This is a genomic window from Cupriavidus necator, from assembly GCF_013141915.1.
Taxonomy (GTDB): Bacteria; Pseudomonadota; Gammaproteobacteria; order Burkholderiales; family Burkholderiaceae; genus Cupriavidus; species Cupriavidus necator_B.
In genome coordinates, this window is sequence record NZ_SROX01000007.1 from 125,089 (window position 1) to 147,099 (window position 22,011).

At 65.7% G+C, this 22,011-nt stretch carries 21 protein-coding genes; 7 read left to right on the forward strand and 14 right to left on the reverse strand.

Annotated elements, in window-relative coordinates:
* Positions 1-8: 8 nt before the first annotated feature.
* From E5S69_RS15230 to czcI, 3 genes are all read right to left on the reverse strand, one after another.
* On the reverse strand, positions 9-1,292 hold the full coding sequence (locus tag E5S69_RS15230) for an efflux RND transporter periplasmic adaptor subunit (protein ID WP_171515485.1): 1,284 nt from the start codon (positions 1,290-1,292) through the stop codon (positions 9-11).
* 16 nt (positions 1,293-1,308) lie between these two features.
* Positions 1,309-2,574: a TolC family protein gene (locus E5S69_RS15235; protein WP_171515486.1), complete on the reverse strand. Its 1,266-nt coding sequence runs from the start codon at positions 2,572-2,574 to the stop codon at positions 1,309-1,311.
* Positions 2,575-2,690: 116 nt separating this feature from the next.
* Entirely contained in the window at positions 2,691-3,065 is a 375-nt protein-coding gene (czcI, locus tag E5S69_RS15240; RefSeq protein WP_171515487.1) for a cation efflux protein, CzcI family, read from the reverse strand.
* A 279-nt stretch (positions 3,066-3,344) separates the two neighbouring features.
* On the opposite strand from czcI, the gene E5S69_RS15245 reads away from it, so the two are divergent.
* On the forward strand, positions 3,345-3,725 hold the full coding sequence (locus E5S69_RS15245) for a hypothetical protein (protein ID WP_171515488.1): 381 nt from the start codon (positions 3,345-3,347) through the stop codon (positions 3,723-3,725).
* Between the two features lie 51 nt (positions 3,726-3,776).
* On the opposite strand, the gene E5S69_RS15250 is transcribed toward E5S69_RS15245, so the two are convergent.
* The 4 genes from E5S69_RS15250 to E5S69_RS15265 all read right to left on the reverse strand — a co-directional run bounded on the left by E5S69_RS15250 (position 3,777) and on the right by E5S69_RS15265 (position 7,037).
* A complete protein-coding gene (locus E5S69_RS15250; RefSeq protein WP_171515489.1) occupies positions 3,777-3,992 on the reverse strand; it encodes a zf-HC2 domain-containing protein in 216 nt (71 codons plus the stop codon).
* Positions 3,993-4,017: 25 nt separating this feature from the next.
* Entirely contained in the window at positions 4,018-4,611 is a 594-nt protein-coding gene (locus tag E5S69_RS15255; RefSeq protein WP_171515490.1) for a sigma-70 family RNA polymerase sigma factor, read from the reverse strand.
* Positions 4,612-4,685: 74 nt separating this feature from the next.
* A complete protein-coding gene (locus E5S69_RS15260; protein ID WP_171515491.1) occupies positions 4,686-6,308 on the reverse strand; it encodes an ATP-binding protein in 1,623 nt (540 codons plus the stop codon).
* A 51-nt stretch (positions 6,309-6,359) separates the two neighbouring features.
* Positions 6,360-7,037: an alpha/beta hydrolase gene (locus tag E5S69_RS15265; protein WP_171515492.1), complete on the reverse strand. Its 678-nt coding sequence runs from the start codon at positions 7,035-7,037 to the stop codon at positions 6,360-6,362.
* Positions 7,038-7,310: 273 nt separating this feature from the next.
* Here E5S69_RS15265 and E5S69_RS15270 point away from each other — a divergent pair, with 273 nt between their 5' ends.
* Entirely contained in the window at positions 7,311-9,113 is a 1,803-nt protein-coding gene (locus tag E5S69_RS15270; RefSeq protein WP_171515493.1) for a sulfatase-like hydrolase/transferase, read from the forward strand.
* A 413-nt stretch (positions 9,114-9,526) separates the two neighbouring features.
* On the opposite strand, the gene E5S69_RS15275 is transcribed toward E5S69_RS15270, so the two are convergent.
* Positions 9,527-10,384, reverse strand: a complete 858-nt coding sequence (locus E5S69_RS15275; protein ID WP_272871722.1) for a tripartite tricarboxylate transporter substrate-binding protein — start codon at positions 10,382-10,384, stop codon at positions 9,527-9,529.
* 90 nt (positions 10,385-10,474) lie between these two features.
* On the opposite strand from E5S69_RS15275, the gene E5S69_RS32420 reads away from it, so the two are divergent.
* From E5S69_RS32420 to E5S69_RS15295, 3 genes are all read left to right on the forward strand, one after another.
* Positions 10,475-10,747, forward strand: coding sequence for a CoA transferase (locus tag E5S69_RS32420; protein WP_336510596.1), 273 nt, complete (start codon positions 10,475-10,477; stop codon positions 10,745-10,747).
* 133 nt (positions 10,748-10,880) lie between these two features.
* On the forward strand, positions 10,881-11,633 hold the full coding sequence (locus tag E5S69_RS15290) for a hypothetical protein (protein WP_171515494.1): 753 nt from the start codon (positions 10,881-10,883) through the stop codon (positions 11,631-11,633).
* 234 nt (positions 11,634-11,867) lie between these two features.
* Positions 11,868-12,635, forward strand: a complete 768-nt coding sequence (locus E5S69_RS15295) for a ParA family protein (RefSeq protein ID WP_171515651.1) — start codon at positions 11,868-11,870, stop codon at positions 12,633-12,635.
* A gap of 61 nt (positions 12,636-12,696) precedes the next feature.
* Here E5S69_RS15295 and E5S69_RS15300 read toward each other — a convergent pair whose 3' ends face one another.
* Positions 12,697-13,626, reverse strand: coding sequence for a pseudouridine-5'-phosphate glycosidase (locus E5S69_RS15300; protein ID WP_171515495.1), 930 nt, complete (start codon positions 13,624-13,626; stop codon positions 12,697-12,699).
* A gap of 529 nt (positions 13,627-14,155) precedes the next feature.
* On the opposite strand from E5S69_RS15300, the gene E5S69_RS15305 reads away from it, so the two are divergent.
* On the forward strand, positions 14,156-15,250 hold the full coding sequence (locus tag E5S69_RS15305; protein WP_171515496.1) for a branched-chain amino acid aminotransferase: 1,095 nt from the start codon (positions 14,156-14,158) through the stop codon (positions 15,248-15,250).
* A gap of 264 nt (positions 15,251-15,514) precedes the next feature.
* Positions 15,515-16,912, forward strand: a complete 1,398-nt coding sequence (locus tag E5S69_RS15310; RefSeq protein ID WP_171515497.1) for an amino acid permease — start codon at positions 15,515-15,517, stop codon at positions 16,910-16,912.
* A 257-nt stretch (positions 16,913-17,169) separates the two neighbouring features.
* On the opposite strand, the gene E5S69_RS15315 is transcribed toward E5S69_RS15310, so the two are convergent.
* The 5 genes from E5S69_RS15315 to E5S69_RS15335 all read right to left on the reverse strand — a co-directional run bounded on the left by E5S69_RS15315 (position 17,170) and on the right by E5S69_RS15335 (position 21,727).
* On the reverse strand, positions 17,170-17,982 hold the full coding sequence (locus tag E5S69_RS15315; protein ID WP_171515498.1) for a GntR family transcriptional regulator: 813 nt from the start codon (positions 17,980-17,982) through the stop codon (positions 17,170-17,172).
* A gap of 79 nt (positions 17,983-18,061) precedes the next feature.
* Positions 18,062-18,916, reverse strand: a complete 855-nt coding sequence (locus E5S69_RS15320; protein WP_171515499.1) for an isocitrate lyase/PEP mutase family protein — start codon at positions 18,914-18,916, stop codon at positions 18,062-18,064.
* Positions 18,913-19,455, reverse strand: coding sequence for a 3-isopropylmalate dehydratase (locus E5S69_RS15325; protein WP_171515500.1), 543 nt, complete (start codon positions 19,453-19,455; stop codon positions 18,913-18,915). The genes E5S69_RS15320 and E5S69_RS15325 overlap by 4 nt, the downstream gene beginning before the upstream one ends.
* Positions 19,452-20,759: a 3-isopropylmalate dehydratase large subunit gene (locus E5S69_RS15330; protein WP_171515652.1), complete on the reverse strand. Its 1,308-nt coding sequence runs from the start codon at positions 20,757-20,759 to the stop codon at positions 19,452-19,454. Before E5S69_RS15330 ends, E5S69_RS15325 begins: the two co-directional genes overlap by 4 nt.
* Positions 20,759-21,727: a Bug family tripartite tricarboxylate transporter substrate binding protein gene (locus tag E5S69_RS15335; protein ID WP_171515501.1), complete on the reverse strand. Its 969-nt coding sequence runs from the start codon at positions 21,725-21,727 to the stop codon at positions 20,759-20,761. Before E5S69_RS15335 ends, E5S69_RS15330 begins: the two co-directional genes overlap by 1 nt.
* Positions 21,728-22,011 lie beyond the last annotated feature (284 nt).

A 22,011-nucleotide genomic window follows, 5' to 3' on the forward strand; every position in this document is an offset into this window, starting at 1 on the left:
CCTCCCGCTCAGTGCTCATGCCCGGCGCTGGCTTTGCCCAGCTCGGACTTGAGGATGAAGCTGTTGGTCGCGGCGTAGCGCGCGCCGGCCTGCAGGCCGTGGCTTACCTCCACCAGCCTGCCGTCGCTGCGACCGGTCCTGACCGGCTGTACGGCAAACCCGTCCGGCACCGCTACGAACACCACGCTCTGGCCGTCGACCTGCTGCACCGCGTCGGCCGCCACCGTCACCGGCACCGGCTCCGGCGCGCCCAGCACGCTGACCGTGACGAACAACCCGGGGCGCCACGCCGTGCCCGGGTTGGCCAGCGTCACGCGCGCCTTGGCGGTGCGGGTCTGCTCGCCCAGCAAGGCACCGACGTAGGACACCCGGCCCTCCGCCTGCGTCGCGGAAGCGCTGGACCGCACCGTGACCGCCCCGCCCACCCGCACCCGGTCCAGGTCGCGCGCGGACACCACGAACTCGGCCCATACCGAACTCAGGTCCGAGACGGTGAAGACGCTGGCGTCTTCCTTGACCGCCTCGCCCAGCGCCAGGTGCTTCTCGACCACGATGCCGTCGAACGGCGCGCGCAGCGCGAACTGGTTCAGCGCGCCACCACCGGCCGCGCCGCGCTCGGCGGCGCCGATCGCGGTCAGCTTCTGGCGCGCGTTCTGCACCGCGATCTGCGCCTCCTCCAGCGCCGTGCGCGCCTGCTGGTAGTCCTGCTCGGCGGAGATCTTCTCCTGCCACAGCGTTTTCTCGCGCGCGTAGGTGGCGCGCGCCAGCGCCTCGCGCTTCTGCGCGGCCAGCAGTTCGCTGCGCTGCTCGGCCACCGTGGTGCTGGCGATCAGCGCCAGCACTTCGCCCTGGCGCACCGGCTGGCCCAGGTTGGCCGGCACCGCCTGCGCCACGCCGGCCACGCGCGGCACCACGTGCGCGGTGCGGTCGTCGTTGAAACGGATCTCGCCGGGAAAGTCGACGCTGCTGCGCAGCGCCGCCGCCGCGGCGGTGGCCACGCCGATACCGGCCTGCCCGATCTGCGCGGGCGTCAGCGCAATCACGTGCGGCTTGGCTGCGGGTGCCGGCTGCGCCGCCGGAACGCTGGCGCCGGCGCGCCCCGCCGCCGTGGCGTGCCCTGCCGCGGTGTCACCCTCTTTGCCATGATCATGCCCGTCGCCAGGTTCGGCATGCCCATGGCCGGCCTCCGTGGCGCTGCCGCCCTTGCCAGTGAACAGGATCGCCGCGCTGCCCAGCAGCCCCGCGACCAGGATGGCCGCCACCGCGGCCCGTTGTTGCTTGGTCATTGCCATGTCTACGGCTTCCGTATCAGTGTCCGAGGATGCGGTCGATGCTGGCCGCGGCGTCATAGGTGCGGGCCAGCACGTCCAGGTAGCGGATGCGCGCCTGGAACAGCGTGCGCTGGGCGTCCAGCACGTCGAGGAAATTGAACTTGCCGGCCTCGAACCCGCGCGAGGCGGCGGCGTAGGCCTGCTCGGCCGCGGGCAGCACCGCGGCCTGCAGCGTCTGCGCCGCGGCGCGGGACACCGACAGCTGCGTCGAAGCCTGCTGCAGTTCGCCCTGCAGGCGCACGCGCGTGGCGGCGTGCGCATCCTGGGCCCGGTCGGCACGGCGCAGCGCCGCGTACAGGTTGCCCTGGTTGCGGTCGAACAGCGGCAGCGGAATCGCCACGCCCAGCACCGCCATGTTGCGGTTGGCCTCGTTGTCGCGCTTGGCGCCCAGGCTCACGGTCACGTCGGGATACTGGCGGCTGCGCTGCAGCGCCACTTCGGCACGGCTGCGCTGCGCCGACAGGCGGCTTGCCGCCAGCAGCGGCGATTCCTCCAGCGCGGCCTGCAAGGCTGCCGGCGCGGGCCGCGACGGCAGCGCATCGAGATCGCCCTGCGCCTGCGCAAAGCGCGGCACGGTATCGCCCCACAGCGCGGCCAGCGCCTGGCGCGCGGTCTGCAGCGCGCCGGTGGCCTCGGCCAGCTCCAGCTCGGCGTTGGCCTGCTCCACCCTGGCGCGCGTGGCTTCCAGCGGCGCCACCTTGCCGGCGGCCACGCGTCGGCCCGCGGCGGCGGCGGCCTGGCTGGCGATGCCGACCGAACCCTCGGCCAGCGTGACGCGCTCCTGCGCCACCAGCACGCCGAAAAAGCGCGCGATCACCGCGGCGCGCAGTTCGGCACGGGTGCCAGCCAGTTCGGCCTGCGCCAGCTCGCGCCCGCGCTCGGCCAGGCCGATGCGCGCGGCGCGCTTGCCGCCGAGCTCGAGCGGCAGGTTGACCTGGCCGGTGGTCGAGCGCGAGGCCTTGCGGGTGTCTTCCATCGATACCGCCAGTTCCGGGTTGGGCAGCACGCGTGCCTGGATCAGGTCGCCTTCGGTGGCGTCAAGTTCCTTGCCAGCGGCGGACAGCGTGAAGCTGCCGGCTTCGGCCAGCGCCAGCGCGGCATCGAGGGTCAGCGGCGTCGCCGGCTGCGGTGCGCCGGCCGGCGCGGGCGCCGGTGGCAGCACCACGGGTGGCGTCTGCGCGACGCCGGAGAAAGGGCTGGATAACACGGCCGCCAGCCCGAGCGGCAGCAAAAGTCTTCGCATCGAATTGCACCAGAAGAAAACCGGGGGAATTCGGCGAGACGCCTGACGTCACGCGGTCATGACGCCAGCAGGCGATCAGCAAGGATCAGGAAAGCGGGGAAGCGTCGTCTCGCCGGCTAAGCGAGACGCGGCCACTGCGGGCGGTCGGGCGCCCGTGCGCTGTGCGAGGAGAAGCGGGGTTGCGGCACCGGCTGCGCCAGTTCCACGCGGCGCAGCGCAGGCACATCCTGCGCATCGGCCCGCGCAAATGGCAGCGAGGCGATATGGCAGACGCCGCAGTCGGGATCGGCCAGGTTGAGCTTCGCCTTGTCCGGCGCAGGTTTGGCGGGCTGGTCCTGCTTCCCGCCGGCGGCCTGGTGCCGGTGCTCATGGTGGCCGAAATGGGCCTTGGCAGAAGCCGCGACCTCATGTCCGCAATACGCGGCAGCTCCCGCCCAGGCGAACTGGAGCGGCAGGACGAGCGCAAGGAGGACGAGCAGGAGCCGTTGCATGGATCGTGAGGTCTGCGCTGCAGGCAAGACCAGCGGGAGCGCCGGCAGCGAGCCGAAAGTTTAACCGAGGCGCGCCCCACATTCGGGCAACGGGGTCATTACATTTGCGTCATGGCCAGGTCAGGCGGGGCGTGGATCCGTTTATTCAGTATTTTTGAATAACTCATCCGGCAAAGCGCCCGCTTGCGGTGGACCGTGGATCCTATAGTTCCGTACATGAACGGCACGCGCACAAAGCAACGCCTTCTGACAAATTCAACAAACTGACGGAGAACCACCATGACCAAGACCGCCCGCTTCGCTTCCGCCGTGCTCCTGTCGCTGGCCGCCCTCGGCGCCGCACAAGCCGCCACCGCTGCCGATGAACTGCCCGGCGACAAGTATGGCTACAACTTCCGCAGCACCGTGCCGGGCGACAAGTATGGTTATGAATTCCGCAGCCACGACGCCTTTACCGACGGGGCCCGTACCGGCAAGGTGGACCCCTTCGCCGACGGCGCCCGCACCGGCAAGGCGGATCCCTTCACCGACGGTGCCCGCACCGTGGCAGGCCTGGATCGCGGCGGCGTGTCGGCCACGCCCGCGCGCAGCTTCGACACCTTTACCGAGGGCAGCCGCGCCGGCAAGTTCGACCCCTACGGCGAAGGCGCCCGCGCCTGAGCGGCATCACATCACGTCTCGCAAGAAGGCCAGCGCAAGCGCTGGCCTTCGTCATTCTTCGCGCCCCAGCCTGTGCATGGCTTCGCGCAGCGTGCGCATCTGCGCGCTGAAGCGGGTGCAAGCATCGCAGATCACCAGGTGCGAGCGCACACGCAGCCGCTCCGTCCACGACAGCGGCAGGTCCAGGCTCTTCATGGTGAGATGGTGGACCTCTTTGCAGTCCGGCAGCAGCCGGCGCGGGAAGCGGGAGGGTGGGAAGTCCGGCATGTGGTTCCGTTGCGTGTAGAGGGGCTCAGCCCGCCTTGCCGGGCCGGCCACGCTGGCGGAACCAGTGCAGTTCCAGGCATTCGCGCAGGCGCATCCGGGCACGATAGAGCATCGCCCACGCATTGGTCGCGCTGATCTGCAAATGCTGACAGATTTCTTCGGTGTCGAGCTCGAGCCACTCGCGCATCAGGAAAATGCGGCCGGTGCGCGCCGGCAGCCGGTCCACGCACAGCTGCAGGATCTCGAAGAACTCGCGGCGCTCGAACGCGCGCTCGGGGTCGCCCCAGTCGGAGGGAGGGTCCTGGTAGTGGCCGTTGCGTGTGAACAGCGCGTCGAACGCGTCGTCGTCGGACTGCGGCTGGCCATCGCCATCGCTGGCCAGCGCCAGCCTGACTTCGCGCTTGCCGCTGCGCAGCACGTCGATGATCTTGTGCTTCAGGATGCCGACCAGATACGTGCGCAGCGCCGACTGGCCGGCAAAGCGCTCCGGATGCTCGAGCGCAGCCAGCAGGGTTTCCGAAACGGCATCCTCGGCGACCACCTCGTCGCGCAGCTGCAGGCGCGCGAAGCGCAGCAGGTAGGGGCGTAGCGCCTGGAGTTCGGCGGGGTCAAGGCTCATCGGGGATGTTGGGCGGTTGCCTGGACGATGCGCCATCATACCCGCGCCCTCCCCTTGCGCGCATGCCGCGGCGGTTACCCGATCCCGCGAAACTGCCCGCACAGGCGGAACACGTCCATCGACAGCGGCATCCCCTTGGCCTTGCCATAGCGCGTCGCCAGCTTCAGCAGCTCCTTGATGTCGCGCCCGCTCGCTGCGGGGTAGGCGTCGGTCAGGGCATCGATCAGGCCATCGTCCAGTTCAGCGCCAAACTGTGCGGCCTGCAACCGCCACAGCCGCACCGCGTCCTCCCGGCACGGCGTCGTGTAGTGGATGGTGGCAATGCAGCGCGACAGGATGGCATCGTCGACGTCGCCGATGCGGTTGGTGGTCATGAACAGCAGGCCGCTGAAGTACTCCAGTGTGCGCAGGAACTCGGCGACGATGGCGTTGTGCTCGAGGTCGTTGTCGCGGCGGCGGATATAGACGTCGGCCTCGTCCAGCAGCAGGATCGCGTTCCAGCGCATGGCGCGGCGCAGGATGGTCATCAGCGTGGCGCCCACCGAAGCCGCGGTGGTGCCCAGCTGGCCGGAGTGCACGCGGTACAGCGGCTTGCCGACCACCTCGGCATAGACCTCGGCGGTCAGCGTCTTGCCCAGGCCGGGTGCGCCCTGGCACAGGATGGTGGTGCCGCCGGACTTGCCCGGCACGAAGTCCGGCGCCAGCATGTCCATATGCGATGTCAGGATGTCGATCAGGTCGCGGTGGTGCGCGGGCAGCACCAGCTTGTCACGCAGGGCCGGCTGGTAGCAATACTCGGCCAGGTGCTGGACGTGGACCCAGATATTGCGGTGCCACTCCAGGTGGAACAGGTGCACATAGCCATGCAGCGGCACGCGCTCGAAGCCTTCCGTGATGCCGGCCTCGCGCCAGAACGACGGGTCGCAGGTCATCTCGAAACGGCGCTCCAGCCGCTCTTCGTCATTGACGCAGCGCGCGCCCGCGGCGTCGGCGAAGGGGACCAGCTCCGCCGTGCCCTTGGCATCGAGCGAGAACGCCGCGCGCGTCGCCACGAACTGCGCGCCGAAGCTGCGCTGGCAGCGTACGAAGCGCTGCGCGTGCTGTTCGTATTCCTGGCGGAACTCCGCGCATTCCTTGTAGAAGCCGAATTCGGCCAGCAGCTCCGGAATGGTGCGGTTGGCAATATCGTCGCGCGTGATCACCATCGAGGTAGTCATGCCCGAGCGGCGCAGGTGGTGGTCGGTCAGCGCGGAGTTGGCCGACTGCATGGTGTTGGCGAGCAGATCGACCACCACGTATGACAGGCCCTGCTCGGGCGCGACATAACGCATGCGGCGCACCAGCCAGGGCAGCAGCACGCCGTCGCGGTTGCGCTGGTACAGCCAGCCATCGATGGCATCGCGCGCCAGGTAAGCCACCAGCCCCGCCACCAGCTGCTCCAGCCCCGGAATCACGCGCGCCTGCGGCGCGTTGTAGATATTGTCCAGCGCCAGCATCTGGAACATCAGCGCGCGCTCGTTCTGGGTCTTGCTCAACGTATAGAGCGAACTCAGCGCCTGCGCATCGAACAGCTGGCTCGACACCAGCATGTTGCCGTGGCACACGCCATGCTGCTGCAGCTGCCGGGCCAGCGGCGACCCGGTCTCGATCATCGCCAGCAGGGGATGGATCAGCGCCTCCGGAATCTCGAAATCCATGTACCGCACTCCCGTTCAATGGCGTGGCCGCGCCGGCCAGCGGCCAGGGTTCTATTGGAGGAAGAAATTGATCGCCCGCTCGACCACGGGCGCGTGGATGACATGGGGCCCGTCGAACTCGACGTATTGCACGTCATAGCCCGCGGCCCTGAGCTTGGCCGCATGCGCGCGACCGCTGGTGGCGATGGGCAGCTGCTCGTCAGCCAGCCCGTGCGCGACAAACACCCTGGGGACGCCGGTCTGCATGAAGACCGACATGAAGCCGCCGGAGAAGGCAATCACATGGCTGGCGATATCGCCGTTGGTGAGGCCCAGCGACAGCGCATAGCTGGCGCCATCCGAAAATCCGGCAAAGGCCAGCCGCTGCGGATCGATCCGGTAGCGGCGGGTCACCGCGGTCAGTGCCCGGTGCAGCCGCTCCAGGTCCGGCCCATTGCCGCCAATGACGATGTCCCACGTGGGATAAAGCGACTGCGGGGCCAGCACCAGGAACTTGTGCCGCTGCGCATGCGCTTCGAGATGCGGCAAGACTTTTTCAGGGAAGCCGCCGGCGCCGTGGAACATGACCATCAGCGGCACCGGCGCGCTGGCATCGATGCCGGCGGGAACGAACAGCACGGCGGGGCGCCCCTCCGCCAACGCAATGGGGTGATGTCCCGGCGGCAACGGCGCATCCACAGGATGCGCCGGCGTAAAGGCCAGCCGACCGAGCAGCGAGGGATCGAGCATGACAGGTTTCCAGACTCTGATATTCTGTATATTACATACGAAATGGAGTTTCGGCCACAAGGTTCGAACCTGTCAGAGCCGTCCGTTATATTGGGCGCGCATGGCACGGTGTGCGCTATTAGTACGCTGCCCAACAATTTCGCACTCTCGCGGTCGAAAGCCGGCTTGTTAACCGGGAGTGATATTGCTAGGCTCCATTGGCATGCGTGGGCCATGCGTAGCTCGTCATCCGCCAGTCCCACCGGGCGCAGTGCTTGCGATGGGGAAATCGAGATGACAAACGACAGCAATCCCGAATCGGCACTGACGCGCCGTGATTTCCTCCGTGTTGCCGGTCTGGGCGCCGCCGCGCTGAGCCTCGGCAGCGGCCACAGCGCCGAGGCAGCGGCAACACGTACAGAGGGCGACGCGCCATCCATGGCGAGCCGCGCGGCAGGCCCCTACAACATTCTTCTCATCGTGGTCGATCAGGAACGCCTTTTTCGCCCCGGAGAATTGCCGGCTGGCTATAGCATGCCTGCGCATGAACGCCTGATGCAGCGTGGCACGACCTTCCTGAACCATCAGATCAACGCTTGCGTCTGCACGCCATCGCGGTCCGTGCTCTACACGGGGCAGCACATCCAGCAGACGCGGATGTTCGACAACACAAACTTCCCGTGGATCTCCAGCATGTCAACCGACATACCGACGCTTGGCGACATGCTTCGCGATGCCGGCTACTACACCGCCTACAAAGGCAAATGGCATCTCACCAAGGAATTCGAGACCGTCAACAAGCTCGGCACGCCAACCAAGATATTCACCGCGGAGATGGAAGCCTATGGCTTCTCGGACTATGTCGGAATCGGCGATATCATCGCCCACACCAGCGGCGGCTACCTGCACGACGGTGTGATCGCGGCCATGGGAGCGAGCTGGCTGCGCGGGAAGGGCCGCGAGCTTGCGGCAGAAGGCAAACCATGGTTCCTGGCGATGAATCTCGTCAACCCGCATGACGTGATGTTCTACGACACGGACGCGCCCGGAACCAGCGTCCAGGCAACGCGCGGGCTGGCGCATGTCGCCCGGGATCCGGCTGACCCGCTATATGCGAAGCAGTGGAATTTCACGCTCCCGGTCAGCCACGCCCAGGCGCTGGACGCACCGGGGCGCCCACCTGCCCATCGGGATTTCCTGCGCTCGCACGACGCCATGGTAGGCGCCATTCCGAACGAAGCGGCGCGTTGGCGGCGCCGGCACAACTATTACCTGAACTGCATGCGCGACGTCGACCGCAATATCGCTTCCGTGCTGGCGGAACTCGACGCGGCCGGCCTGACCGACAGGACCATCGTGATCCTGACGTCCGACCATGGCGACATGGACGGCGCCCACCAGCTTCATGCCAAGGGGGCTGTCTCATATCGCGAGCAGAACAACGTACCGCTGATCATTTCCCATCCGGCCTATCGTGGCGGCAGGCAATGCCGCGCGGTCACTTCGCACCTTGACCTCGCGCCGACGCTGGTTGCGTTGTCCGGCATGGACACCAGCAAGCGCGCGACGGTGGCTGGGCGGCTTCCCGGCAAGGATTTCTCGGGCCTGCTCGACGCCCCGGAAAAGGCCGACGCGAATGCGGTCCGCGATGGCGCGCTGTTCTGCTACAACATGCTCGCCTACATCGATGGAGACTTCCTCTACAAGGCGGTGGACTACCTGCAAAAGGGTGGCAAGCCAGACCAGTTCAAGAGTACGGGCGTGCGGCCGGACCTGATGAAGCGCGGTGCGGTCCGCTCGGTATTCGATGGACGCTACACCTTCGCCCGCTACTTCTCGCCCAAGCAGCATAACCGCCCCGGGACGTTAGAGGAGCTGAACCAGTTCAATGACCTGGAACTGTTTGACCTGCAGACCGATCCCTACGAGATGCACAACCTGGCGGGCGAAACCCGACACCGTGAACTTGTCGTCGCGATGAACGAGAAGTTGAACCGGTTGATTGATGCGGAGGTCGGTGAAGACCGTGGGCAAATGCTTCCCGGCGGCATCGATGCAGGCTGGGAAGTGACGCCGGAAACCATGGCGGGCGCGTGATGGTGATGAGCGGACCCACATGTCGCATCATCGCCTATCCGCAGGTTCGGCCAGTTTGCGTCAGTCCACAGCAAATCTTGTCGAAGGGCCCGCCCGTGTCGCCGATTGCGGCTTCCACCCCTCGCGGCTAGATCAGTGGAGGGCACGGATTTTATCTAGCTCGTCTCATACAATTCAACCAGGCGACCACGTATTTCCAGGGGGATTGCCCATCCCTGTTCATTTGATGTCTCCTCTGTATATTTATTGTTCACAGCCGAATTACTTCCCGTCCCTTCCCGGGCGCCGCCGGCAGCTGCTGGTTGTCCGCTCCCAGTTGAGCACCAGAAAACACCATGCCTGCGAACGCGCCGGAGCTGAGCAAGCGAAAGACCGGTAACGCGCCATGAGCGCGCCCGATTTCAACGCGGCCATCACTCCATTTTGAGCCCTACCGTCCTGGTCATGGCCTGGTAGGTCGGCCATGTACGCCCGATGAACTGTTGCAGTGCTTCACCCGTCAGAGGCGTGTCCTGGCTTCCCAATTGCTCCCGCACGTTCTTGACTGCCTCGGATTCGGTAACTGACTGCCGTACCAGCGTGGCGAGCGTTGAGACGATGCCGGCAGGCAGTCCGGCAGGCCCCAGCAGCATGTTGCACTCGGCCAGGTTGCTGAAAACCGGGTCAGAGATGCCTTCATCCGCCCAGGTCGGTATGCCGGGCAGCTTCGCGGAACGCGGGCCGGAAATGACCAGCAGCGGCTTGAGCCCGCCGGACCCCAGTCCCCCTGACATGCCGAGCAGCGAGCCGGCGCCGATGTCGATGTGCCCAGCCAGCAGGTCGCCGATCATCGCGCCGGTGCCCTTGTAGTTGATGATATCCAGCTGGGCTCCGGTCAGCTTCTTCAGTTGCGCTACCATCAATTGCCAGCCCGAGCCGATGCCATAGTTGCCCACGCTGACCGGCCGCTTCTGCGCGAGTGCGATCAGTTCCTTGAATGTACCGGCCGGCAGCGCCTTGGTCGCCACCATCACGCCGACGCCAGTACTCATTGACGCCACCGGCGTGAGCTCGCGCGACGGATCGATCGCGCAGTGCGTGGTGCGTCCCCAGTCCAGCCCGTTGAGCGCGTCGACGATCTTGCGCCGCGCCGGGCGCTTTTCGCTCGGCGCGACCGCGTCCTCCAGGTCAAGGAAGACGAAGTCCACGCCCATGCCCGCGGCCTTGGCCATCATCTTCTCGCTCGAGCCCGGTACGGACAGCTGGCAACGACGGAACACCTGGGCGGCCATGGTTTCCACCCACCAATCGGCGATGCCGGCTATGCGCGCCTGCTCAAGGGTGGGCGCAAGCCTTCGCCGACGCGAGATGGCTATATTGCCGTGCTGCCCTACACCGAGCAGCACTGGAAGGCCTTCTTCCATCGCTTCGGGCGCGGCGAGTTCATCGACCAGTTCAACATCAGCAGCCGCATCGAGCGCAACAAGAACATCCAGGCGATCTATGCGGAGCTGCGCAACATCACCTCGCAGTACACTACAAAGGAGATGATGGATGTATGCCGGGAGATGGATATTCCGGTCGCGGCAATGTATTCCATTCACACCATCCAGACCCACCCCATGTACAAAGCACCGGGCTGTTCCAGACGATGACGCACCCCACCGAAGGCGACGTGGTAACAACCCGCCCGACAGCCCTGTTCTCCAGGACGCGTGCTTCGATCTATAAGCCTGCCCCTCGTCTCGGCGAGGATACCGAGCGGATCCTGGGTTCCAGGTCCGTGAAATGCTCAAATTGAAGCCGAACGCTCACACCCAGAACCGCTTCACCTCCTTCTTCTGGAGTGGCGACGCCATCCGCAGCCGGAGCGTGAGCGACATTGTGCTGTCAGGCACGGTCGACGTCCCGGAACCGCCTGCGCGGCTGCTGGCGGATTGGGCCAGGGAGATATCGCTCCGCATGGCCCTGGAACCGGGGAATGTCGAAGTCATGCCACTAGCACGCGCGCGCGCGCGTTGGCCGGACTACTCGCGCTGCGTGGGAGAGGTGTCCCATTGGACGAGCTCGCTCGGACTTCCTGGACTGCTTGCCTCAAGCGACGTGGCGCTCATGGCTTGCCGCGGAGCCAGGTATCACCATGACGGAGAGCAGTATGGCGGTGCGGCCTTCTGCAATCTCTTCCTGAGCGAGGACAAGGGGCAGGACGTATATTTTCCGTCGCTCGATCTTCGGATCCCCCTGAGGCGGGGAACGGTTCTGATATTCGATACCTGCCAGCCTCATGGGGTCGTCCGGCGTGGCAGCAACCGTTTTGACGTGGCTGACTTCCCTTACGGCCAGGATTGCACGCAGATATTCCTGACTTGGGAGCTTCCCATCGAGGATCCCGGTGTCGGACAGGCGCTCAAAGTCGCCTTCGACAATGACCTTATGCATGCGATGACGGTCAATGAAGAGCAAGTGTGGCGGAATGGCGAAGGGGTCGGCGTGCACCCCGAATCGGGCCAGTGGCTCCGGAAGGATGGATCAAGCCAATGATTGAACCGTCGGCACTGGATGCCGGCGACCGGCGAGGATTGGCCGACCGCGGTCGTCCCCATTGCAATCTGGCCGTCGCACGTCGGCCATGACCCGACATTCGCACAAATATAGTGTCCGCTCCTCGCTGAGAATGGTCCGCCAAACTGCGAGCCAGGGCTTCCGGCTGCTATCAGCCGCCCGCCTTGCTAAGGTATGCTTTCGCCTTCGAATCGATCTTCTCCAGAGGGGCAAATGCGGCGCGTCGTATTCAATCAGAAGGGTGGGGTCGGAAAATCAACCATTGTATGCAACCTCGCCGCGATCAGCGCCAGCGAAGGCTTGCGCACCCTCGTCGTTGACCTGGATGCGCAGGGCAACTCGACCCAGTATCTGATGGGCGCGCAGGCCGGAGAGGCCGGTCCGACCGCGGCAAACTTCTTCGAGACGTCCCTGACCTACAATTTCAAGCCGGTCGACGTGACGTCCTTTGTCCGCCCGACGCCGTTTGAGAACCTGGATATGATGCCGTCGCATCCTGACCTGGACGCGCTGCATGGCAAGCTGGAATCCCGCTACAAGATCTACAAGCTGCGCGACGCCCTGCTTGAACTGGACGCTGTCTATGACGCCATCTACCTCGACACGCCCCCAGCCCTGAATTTTTATACCCGGTCCGCGCTGATCGCCGTGGAGCGCTGCCTGATCCCGTTCGATTGCGATGACTTTTCGCGCCGGGCCCTGTACTCGCTGCTCGATAATGTGAAGGAAATCCAGCAGGACCACAACGACGGGCTGCAGGTCGAGGGCATCGTGATCAACCAGTTCCAGCCGCGTGCAAGCTTGCCGGCGAAACTGGTCGAAGAACTGGTAAGCGAGGGCCTGCCGGTACTTGAATCACGTCTCTCTGCGTCGGTGAAGATCCGGGAATCGCACCAGTACGCTACCCCCATGATCCACCTGGATCCGCGCCACAAGCTGGCGCAGGAGTATCTGGCGTTGCACCGCGAGCTCGCTGGCTGAAGCATCGCCAAGGCAGGCACGGCCCTCCAGGCCAGGCGCCATGGCAGGTCAAGGCAGGGCTTCACAGCACCTGGGCCAGCGCCAGTGCCAGCCTTGCCCCCACCTCGGCATTGTGTTTGACGAGCGCGATGTTCGTCGCCAGGCTGCGCCCGCTTGTCAGGGCCTCGATTCGCGCCAGCAGGAAGGGGGTCACGGCCTTGCCGGTGATCCCCTGCGCCATGGCGTCGGCGAGCGCCTGCTGCGTGAGCGCGTCGATTTCATCTGATGCCATCGCTGCCGCTTCTGGCACCGGAGTGCTCAACACCACGCCGCCCGCCAGGCCGAGGTCCCATTTGGTGCGGATGAAGCGTGCCTGCTGCGCGGGATCGTCTAGCCTGAAATCCGCGCGAAAGCCGCTGTCGCGGGTGTAGAACGCAGCGACATTGTCCTGCTCGCAACTGAGCACCGGCACGCCATGTGTCTCCAGGTATTCCAGTGTGAGCCCGATGTCCAGGATGGACTTCGCACCGGCACAGACCACTGCCACGGAGGTCTTCGCCAGCTCCTGCAGATCGGCCGAGATGTCAAAGGTCTCCTGCGCACCGCGGTGCACGCCGCCGATGCCACCGGTGACGAAGACCTCGATGCCGGCCAGCGCGGCGCATATCATGGTGCCCGCCACCGTCGTGGCGCCGAGCCCTCCGCTGGCCAGCACGGCCGGCAAGTCGCGACGGCTGACCTTCTGTGCCTGGCCCGAGCGGCCGAGCCGTTCCAGTTCATCATGCGCAAGGCCGATGCGGATCCGGCCACCGATCAGCGCGATCGTCGCTGGCTCTGCGCCTAGGTTGCGGATCAAGTCTTCCACTTCGCGCGCAGTGCGCACGTTCTCCGGGTACGGCATGCCGTGAGCGATGATGGTCGATTCCAGCGCCACGAGCGGGCGGCCGGCGGCGCGTGCGGCGGCCACGGGCGCGCTGAAGGTCAACCAGGAGCGGGCAAGGTCGGCAGTCATGTTGAAGCCTTCGGCGATGCGATGGGTCTGAGTATCGCTCGCTATTCGTTTTGAAGATACCAGATGTTGGAATTCATGAATTTACGGTAGCGCGGCCGCTTCTTACACTCCTCCAAACAAAAGAAGCAGAAGCATCCGGAGACAGACATCGTGAATGCCACATTACGCGCTGACCTGCATCAGGCCGCGGCCTACGCCAGCCTGGACAAAAGGCCCCTCGACAAAGGCCGCGTTGACATGGCCGTGGTCCAGGGCGGGTCCGCTTGCCCATGCTGCAGAATGCGCGCAACCGCGCCGCCTGCCTGAAGACGGCCGGCTTCATCTCCGCCTGCCGCGGCTCGGCACCGGCCGCCGCCGACCACGCGCCGTGGGAGACAAACAGTACCTCGCTGCTGGCGTTCCCACCCCGTTGTCAACGAAGCCCTGGTTTTTCTGGCGAGAAACTCTCCACCCTTGTAACGCACCCGCCCCGGTGACGCTACCGCGGCGGCCCGGGCCATATGGCCCCATATCCCCGGAACACTGAAGAATGAGCACGGAAAATCCATTGCAGTTCGTTCTAGAGCCGCATCCCAGCCCCACGCCCGCCGATGAGATCGCTGCCAGGCTGGCGAATCCGACGTTCGGACGCGTATTCACAGATCACATGGTCACGATCCGTTGGACCGACGGTCGCGGCTGGCATGACGCGAAGGTCCAGGCACGCCGTCCATTCCAGATCGATCCCGCCTGCGCAGTACTGCACTATGCGCAGGAAATCTTCGAGGGCATGAAGGCATACCGTGGCGAGGACGGCAAGATCTCGTTGTTCCGACCACAGGAGAACGCCAGGCGTTTCCGCGCCTCCGCTGCCCGCATGTCGATGGCCGACCTGCCTGAGGCCACCTTCCTGCAAGCCGTCGAAGCGCTCGTCGATATTGACCGCGACTGGATTCCAGGCAGCGAGGGCAGCCTCTACCTGCGCCCATTCATGTTCGCCTCGGAGAGTTTCCTCGGCGTTCGCGCCTCGGCCGAATTTGTATTTTGCGTGATCGCGTGCCCGGTCGGCCCCTATTTCAAGGCCGGCAAGTCGGCGGTGACCGTATGGGTTTCGGATCAATTCACCCGTGCGGCCCCTGGCGGCACCGGCGCGGCCAAGTGCGGCGGCAATTACGCGGCCAGCCTGATCGCGCAGACCGAGGCCTCGGCCAAGGGCTGCGACCAGGTGGTGTTCCTTGACGCCGCGGAGCACCGCTGGATCGAGGAGCTCGGGGGCATGAATGTGTTTTTCGTGATGGATGACGGCTCTCTGCGCACGCCCCCATTATCAGGGACCATCCTGCCCGGCATTACACGCGCTTCGATCATCGAACTGGCCGGGCACGAGGGAATTCCGGTCAGCGAAACACCGTACGACTTCGAGACGTGGCGCACAGACGCAGCCAGCGGCCGCGTCAAGGAAACGTTCGCCTGCGGCACGGCCGCGGTCGTCACCGCCATCGGGCAGGTGCGGCACGCTGGTGGCGAGTTCACGATCGGCGATGGCGGGGAAGGCGAAGTCACGCGACGCCTCCGTTCGTTGCTGACCGGCATCCAGCGCGGAAAGACCGCCGACCCATTCGGATGGGTGCATCACGTCGATTGAGACCGGCGTGTTTGACCTGACGGCGTGCAAGGAGTCGCAGGACATCGCGCGCCGCGTTGATTCGGTTTGACGTCTGTCCCCGCCCGCCTGGGCGGTCCGGGTAATTCCAGAAAATACCGGGGCCGGTGCGCAACCCGCGTGCCGGCAAGCCGTGCCGTCTACCCGACAGCACGCTGCCCGGATGCCGTCGCGGCCGCATGACTCATCGCCATCTCCGGCGCGGACCCGTGCGATCGCGCGGCAATACATGCAGGAGACTACGCAATGAGCTTGTTCCGAATCAAGGACATCGACGCCATGCTGGCGGACAACCACGTTAGTGGCTTGAAGAAAGTGCTGGGTCCGGTCGACCTAGTGATGATGGGCATCGGCGCCATCATCGGCACCGGCATTTTCGTGCTGACCGGTACCGGCGCGCTGACCGCCGGGCCGGCGCTGACGGTGTCGTTCGTGATCGCGGCGCTGGCGTGCGGCTTTGCCGCGCTGTGCTACGCGGAGTTTGCCTCGGCGATCCCGGTGTCGGGATCGATCTATACCTACAGCTACGCCACGCTCGGCGAGATCGTCGCGTGGATGATCGGCTGGGACCTGCTGCTGGAATACGGGCTGGCCACATCGGCGGTGTCGGTGGGCTGGTCAGGCTATTTCCAGTCGCTGATGGCGGGTTTCGGCATGAAGCTGCCGGTGACGCTGACGGCGGCGCCGGGCTCGGTGCCAGGGGTGCAGACTGTGCTGAACCTGCCGGCATGTCTGATCATGCTGGCCATCACCTGGGTAGTCTCTTACGGCGTGCGCGAGTCCGCGCGCGTCAACAACCTGATGGTCGCGATCAAGATCGGCGTGGTGCTGCTGTTTATCGCCGTGGGCGTGTGGCACGTGCAACCGGCCAACTGGCAGCCGTTCGCGCCGTTCGGCTTTACCGGCATCTTCAATGCGGCGGCGCTGGTGTTCTTTGCGTTTATCGGCTTCGACGCCGTGACCTCGGCCGCGGAAGAGGTGCGCAACCCGCGCCGCGACCTGCCGATCGGCATCATCGGCTCGCTCGCAGTCTGCACGGTGCTGTACGTGGTGGTGGCGGCGATCATGACCGGCATCGTGCCGTTCGCGAAATTTGCCGGCGTCGATCATCCGGTCTCGCTGGCGCTGCAGTTTGCCGGGCAGAACTGGGTGGCGGGCTTTGTCGACCTGGGCGCGATCCTAGGCATGACCACGGTGATCCTGGTGATGACCTATGGCCAGACCCGCGTGATCTTTGCCATGTCGCGCGACGGGCTGCTGCCCGAGCGGCTGTCCTCGGTGCACCCGGTACATGCCACGCCCTACTTTGCCACCTGGACCGTGGGCCTCGTGTTTGCCGCGATTGCCGCCCTGGTGCCGTTGAACGTGCTGGCGGAACTGATCAATATCGGCACGCTGGCGGCCTTTACGCTGATCTCGGTGGCGGTGCTGGTGTTGCGCAAGACCCGGCCCGAGCTGCCGCGCGCCTTCCGCTGCCCGGGCGCGCCGGTGGTGCCGCTGCTGTCGATCGGCTTCTGCCTGTTCCTGATGGCGCACCTGCAGGCGCTGACCTGGACCGCCTTCCTGATCTGGCTGGCGGTGGGGCTGGTGATCTACTTCCTGTACGCGCGCCGCAATGCGGTGCTGCACAGTGGCGCCAGGTAGCGGGATCTGGCCATAACGCTAGCGTCTCTGAGGAAGGCCGGGCGCGCGCATCCTAGGTGTTCGCCGGCAGGGAATCCACTGCCGCGTCGCTGCGTGCGCGTGCGTCGATCGAGATCGCCCTTGTCATGCCCATCGGAGCAGCGCCTGTTTGCTGGTATCCCAGACGGGAGAACGGCACCGCCGGTCCTATCGATATTTACCCGAAACGCCGACCTAGGCGAACCAGGCTTGCGTACCTTTAACTATTCCGCCCTTGCTTATTCCAGCGGCGAAATCGTCGTGCTGCCCGTCGCGTCGGCGTCCGACGAATCGGCGTCGATCCAGACACGCGTAGCGCCGCCCACGCGCGACAGGCGCATCTGGTAGGTGTAGCGCTCCGGGTGATACAAGCCCACCAGATATTGCACACGTCGGCCTTGCCGATCCGTGGCGATGCGCGAAACGCGCAGCAGCGGCACCCCGGGACTAAGGCGCAGGATGCGGGCAACCTTAAGATCCGCCACGGCAGCCCCGAGCGTCTGGTCGGCAGAAACGACATGTACGCCGTGCTGCTCCAGCGCAACCAGCATCGGCGTGTCCCGCAACGTATGCCGGTCGAGCGCGCCGGCCAGGTCGTCGGGCACAAAGACTTCGGTATAGGCGATCGGTTGCGCCTTGAACTTGCGCACGCGCACCACCTTGAGCACCACCGCGCCAGGCGGCAGATCCAGCGCCGTGCTGACCGCCAGCGGAGCCGGCATGCACTTCCATTCCAGGACCGTGACGCGGGTTCGCTTGCTGACGCTGACGATGTTGTCGAGCAATCCGCCGCGCACGGCCGTGGCGGCGGTTGCCGCATGCCCGAATGTCGGCACGGTGCCCTTGCCGCGCAGACGCGCGACCATCCCCTCTTCTTCCAGCCGCGCCAGCGCGGAGCGTACGGTGACGCGCGCCACGCCGAATTCTTCGGCAAGCTGGCGCTCGCCGGGTAGCGGCATCCCGGTCTCGTAGTAGCCGCCGCGGATACGGTCGCGCAGGATCAGCCGGACTTGCTGGAAGCGGGGAAGCTCGGGGTTGGCATCCAAAGGCATGGGCAATAGGCTGACAAGCGTACCGGGACATTGCCGACACGGTACGCCTGTCGCGCTAGTTGAACAAGCGATGCGGCCCCTATTCGTAGCGCTTGCCCAGCGCAAGCATTTCAGGTGTGCCGATCAACTCGTTGAGCGCCTGGAACGACAGCATCCGGTCCAGGTACGGTGTGGTGGTCTGATGCGCTCCCAGGCTCTGCAGGTAGTCGCGCAGCGCAAAGGCTAGCGCCCGTACGGTACCGCCAGGGAAAATCACGACGCGAAAGCCGATCTCTTCCAGTTCCGGCGCGGGCAGCACCGGCGTCTTGCCGCCTTCGACCATGTTGGCCAGCAGCGGCGCGCGTGCCCCGAGCCTGGCGATGGCCGCCGACATGTCTTCGCGGCTGCGCAGCGCTTCCACGAACAGCAGGTCGGCGCCAGCCTCGGCATAGCGCTCGGCGCGTTCCAGCGCCGCTTCCATGCCCTCCACCGCCACGGCGTCGGTGCGGGCGATGATCAGCGTGTTCGCATCGCGGCGCGCGTCGCAGGCAGCGCGGATCTTGCCCGCCATCTCGGCGGCCGGGATCACTGACTTGCCATCGAGGTGCCCGCAGCGCTTCGGCGCCGCCTGGTCTTCCAGCTGGATCGCCGATGCGCCGGCACGCTCGAGCACGCGTACGGTTTGCACTACGTTGAGGGCATTGCCGAAGCCGGTGTCGGCATCGACGATCAGCGGCAGCGCTACGCGCTCGCGGATATTGCGGGTGACCGAGGCCACGTCGTCGATCGACAGGAAGCCGATATCCGGCCGCCCAAAGCGCGTGTAGGCAATGCTGGCGCCGGACAGATAGGCGGCCTGGAAGCCGGCCTGTTCGACCAGCAGTGCAGAAAAGGCATCATAGACACCCGGTGCGGTCACGATGCCAGGTTGTTGCAGGCGTTGCTTCAGTGTCATGCTGGAATTCCGGTCACGGAAAGTTGGCCTGCCGCGATCTTGCGGGCGAGGTGCGGCACGAGGCCGCCGTCATGGATCATTTTCACCAGGTGCGGCGGAATCGGTTCGCATTGTAGCGGCGCGAGGCCTTCGACAAAGACCTGCGCACGCGCAAGATCGCAACCGGTGCGCTGGCCCGCCGCGATACGCGGCAGCGACGGGCAAGTGAACAGCGGCAGGCCCAGGTTGAAGCCGTTGCGATAGAAAAGCCCGGCGAACGACGGCGCAACCACGGCTGCCACGCCCAGATGCCGCAGGACCTCCACCGCTTGTTCGCGCGACGAGCCCGCGCCGAAATTGCGCCCGCCGAATACGATGTCCCCGGGCCGCACCGCGGCGGCAAACTCGGGATCGACATGCTCCATGCAATGGCGCGCGAGCACTTCAATGCCGTACTTCATATACGCGCCGGGCGCCAGCAGGTCGGTATTGATATCGTCGCCAAACACCCAGGCGCGACCGGTGAAACGACCTGTGGCTGGCATCCGCGTGTCGTTCATGACAGCATCCCCCGTGGATCGGCGATTCGGCCGGCGATTGCAGAGGCGGCCACCGTGTAAGGCGAGCCGAGATAAACCTGCGACGATGCGGCGCCCATGCGCCCCTTGAAATTGCGCGCGGTGGTGCTGATCACCACGGTGTCCTCGCCAAAGCGGTGCTCGCCATAGCCAGCGCATGCGCCGCACGCGTTCGGCAGCAGCTCGGCGCCGGCGGCCACCAGCGCGCCCAGCGTACCCTCACGCTCGGCCTGCGCCTGGTCCGCAGCGCTGGCCGGCGCCACCAGCAGCCTGGTATTTTGCGCCACGCGCTGTCCGCGCAGCAGCTGCGCCGCCATGCGGAGGTCGTCGAGTTTGGCACCGGTGCAGGCACCGATGTATGCGATATCGACCGCGACATTGTCCAGGCTGTCGACATCGCTGGCATCGGCCGGGGTATGCGGCCGCGAGACTTGCGGCGCCAGCGACGCGGCGTCGAAGTCGTGCGTAGCCAGGCATGCAGCGCCGGGATCCGACTGCCAGCGGTCGATGTCGAGGTCCGATGGCTCCACGCCGGCGCCGAGCAGCCAGTCGCGGGTCACCGCGTCGGGCGCCACCAGGCCGACTTGGGCGCCCAGCTCCGCGGTCATGTTCGACAGCGTCATCCGCTCCTGCATCGACAACGCCGACACGGCGGCGCCGGCATATTCAACCGCCTGGTACTGGCCCCCGTCCATGCCGAATTGCGTGCACATGCGCAGCATCATGTCCTTCGCCGACACGCCAGGGCGCAACCGGCCGTGCCATTGCATGCGGATGGTCTGCGGTACGCGCACCCAGATCTCACCGGTCACCAGTACGCCCAGCATCTCAGTCGCACCGATGCCGAACATGTACGCGCCGAACGCCCCACCCGTCGACGAGTGGCTGTCGCCACCCACCACCATCATGCCCGGACGCAGGTAGCCCTTCTGCGGCACCACCACATGGCAAATGCCCTCCATGTCATGGAAGCGCGTCACGCCGGTATCTCGGACCCAGTCGCGCGCGATTTGCACGATCCTGCGGCTGTCGGGGTCATGGGCCGGCACGTAATGATCTGTGACCACCACCACCCTGGACGGGTCCCAGACCTGGGCGCCGATTTTTTCCAGCAGCGGCTTGACGCGTCGCGGGCCGCCCGAGTCATGCATCATGGCCAGGTCGACACGGCAGGTGACAATCTCGCCCGGCGTGACATGCGCGCGGCCGGATGCGCGGGCCAGCAGCTTCTGTGCGAGCGTCTGGGGAATGGCCGGTGGGACGGCCTGTGCGGACACCTGCGACATCATTCCACCCGTGTGCCTGATGCCTGGATCACCCTCGCCCAGTGCTGGATATCGACACGGACAAACTGCGCGAACGCCTGCGGCGTCATGCTGACCGCGCTGGCGGCCTCGGCTTCCATTCGTTGCTTGTACGCGGGATCCTCCACCGCGATCTTCACCGCCCGATACAGCTGGTCAGTGGTTGCCTGCGGCAGCTTGGCCGGCCCGAAAAGCCCGAACCATGCCGACGACTCGAAGCCCTTCACGGTGCTGCCGATGGTGGGCACGCCCTGGAACTGCGGCAGCGGCTGCCTGCTGCTGACGCCCAGTATCTTGAGCGCGCCGGACTTCGCATGCGGCAGCACGTTGACGGTACTGGCAAACATCAGGTCCACGGTGCCGGCCAGCAGGTCAGTCAGCGCGGGATTGGTGCCCTTGTAGGGAATGTTCAGGATGTCGGTACCGGTCTGCAGCTTGAACTGCTCGCTGGCCAGGTGCAGCGACGACCCCTGCGCGCCGATGGCAAAGCTCAACTTGCCAGGGTTGCGCTTGGCATAATCGATCAGGCCGGCAGTGTTATCGAACGGCGCGTTCTTGCGCGCCACCAGCACGCTCGGCACCCGCGCGACCATCGAGATCGGCGTGAAGTCTCTGACCGCGTCGAACGGCAGGTTCTTGTAAAGCGAGGCATTGATGGTATGGCCGGTAAAGCTCATCAGCAGCGTGGTGCCGTCGGGCGTGCTGCGCGCAACATACTGGGCGGCGATATTGCCGCCGGCGCCGGGCTTGTTGTCCACCACCACGCTGCGTCGCAGCGTCTCACCCATCGAACGGGCGATCACGCGCGCCAGCGCGTCGGTGGTGCCGCCGGCCGGGCTACCGACCACGATCGTGATTGGCTTGTCGGTTGCAGCGTGCACTGCCGGGGCCATCGAGGCCAGGACGGCCAGCGCGGCACTGGCCAGGAACTGTCTTTTGCTCAAAGGCATGTCGGTCTCCACCGCTGTTCTAGCTACTTCGGGTGAAGTGGACTCTATGCCCGGGGCCTGCTGCGTTCAATGGAACCGCGTGGTCCTATCCAAGGGACCACTTACTTATTGACCTGTCCGGGGAATTCACGATGCGTGAAGCTACCAGCGGGCGCATGCGTTCCGTCGGAAGCCAGCGGCTGCAACGCCTTCCACAATTCGTTGTTGATCTTCTTCGTGCCATGACGCAAAGCGAACTGCGAAAGATATTGGCGTGCACGCCCTACGATTTCGAAAAGCCAGCG

Bases quoted from the DNA above. Each gene is read 5' to 3' on its own strand.
- E5S69_RS15315 (WP_171515498.1), bottom strand. From the start codon at position 17,982: ATGCCTTTGGATGCCAACCCCGAGCTTCCCCGCTTCCAGCAAGTCCGG.
- E5S69_RS15250 (WP_171515489.1), bottom strand. From the start codon at position 3,992: ATGCCGGACTTCCCACCCTCCCGCTTCCCGCGCCGGCTGCTGCCGGAC.
- czcI (WP_171515487.1), bottom strand. From the start codon at position 3,065: ATGCAACGGCTCCTGCTCGTCCTCCTTGCGCTCGTCCTGCCGCTCCAG.
- E5S69_RS15325 (WP_171515500.1), bottom strand. From the start codon at position 19,455: ATGAACGACACGCGGATGCCAGCCACAGGTCGTTTCACCGGTCGCGCC.
- E5S69_RS15270 (WP_171515493.1), top strand. From the start codon at position 7,311: ATGACAAACGACAGCAATCCCGAATCGGCACTGACGCGCCGTGATTTC.
- E5S69_RS15320 (WP_171515499.1), bottom strand. From the start codon at position 18,916: ATGACACTGAAGCAACGCCTGCAACAACCTGGCATCGTGACCGCACCG.
- E5S69_RS15245 (WP_171515488.1), top strand. From the start codon at position 3,345: ATGACCAAGACCGCCCGCTTCGCTTCCGCCGTGCTCCTGTCGCTGGCC.
- E5S69_RS15265 (WP_171515492.1), bottom strand. From the start codon at position 7,037: ATGCTCGATCCCTCGCTGCTCGGTCGGCTGGCCTTTACGCCGGCGCAT.
- E5S69_RS15290 (WP_171515494.1), top strand. From the start codon at position 10,881: ATGCTCAAATTGAAGCCGAACGCTCACACCCAGAACCGCTTCACCTCC.
- E5S69_RS15260 (WP_171515491.1), bottom strand. From the start codon at position 6,308: ATGGATTTCGAGATTCCGGAGGCGCTGATCCATCCCCTGCTGGCGATG.
- E5S69_RS15255 (WP_171515490.1), bottom strand. From the start codon at position 4,611: ATGAGCCTTGACCCCGCCGAACTCCAGGCGCTACGCCCCTACCTGCTG.
- E5S69_RS15335 (WP_171515501.1), bottom strand. From the start codon at position 21,727: ATGCCTTTGAGCAAAAGACAGTTCCTGGCCAGTGCCGCGCTGGCCGTC.
- E5S69_RS15305 (WP_171515496.1), top strand. From the start codon at position 14,156: ATGAGCACGGAAAATCCATTGCAGTTCGTTCTAGAGCCGCATCCCAGC.
- E5S69_RS15310 (WP_171515497.1), top strand. From the start codon at position 15,515: ATGAGCTTGTTCCGAATCAAGGACATCGACGCCATGCTGGCGGACAAC.
- E5S69_RS15330 (WP_171515652.1), bottom strand. From the start codon at position 20,759: ATGTCGCAGGTGTCCGCACAGGCCGTCCCACCGGCCATTCCCCAGACG.
- E5S69_RS15235 (WP_171515486.1), bottom strand. From the start codon at position 2,574: ATGCGAAGACTTTTGCTGCCGCTCGGGCTGGCGGCCGTGTTATCCAGC.
- E5S69_RS15300 (WP_171515495.1), bottom strand. From the start codon at position 13,626: ATGACTGCCGACCTTGCCCGCTCCTGGTTGACCTTCAGCGCGCCCGTG.
- E5S69_RS15295 (WP_171515651.1), top strand. From the start codon at position 11,868: ATGCGGCGCGTCGTATTCAATCAGAAGGGTGGGGTCGGAAAATCAACC.
- E5S69_RS15275 (WP_272871722.1), bottom strand. From the start codon at position 10,384: ATGGCCGCCCAGGTGTTCCGTCGTTGCCAGCTGTCCGTACCGGGCTCG.
- E5S69_RS15230 (WP_171515485.1), bottom strand. From the start codon at position 1,292: ATGGCAATGACCAAGCAACAACGGGCCGCGGTGGCGGCCATCCTGGTC.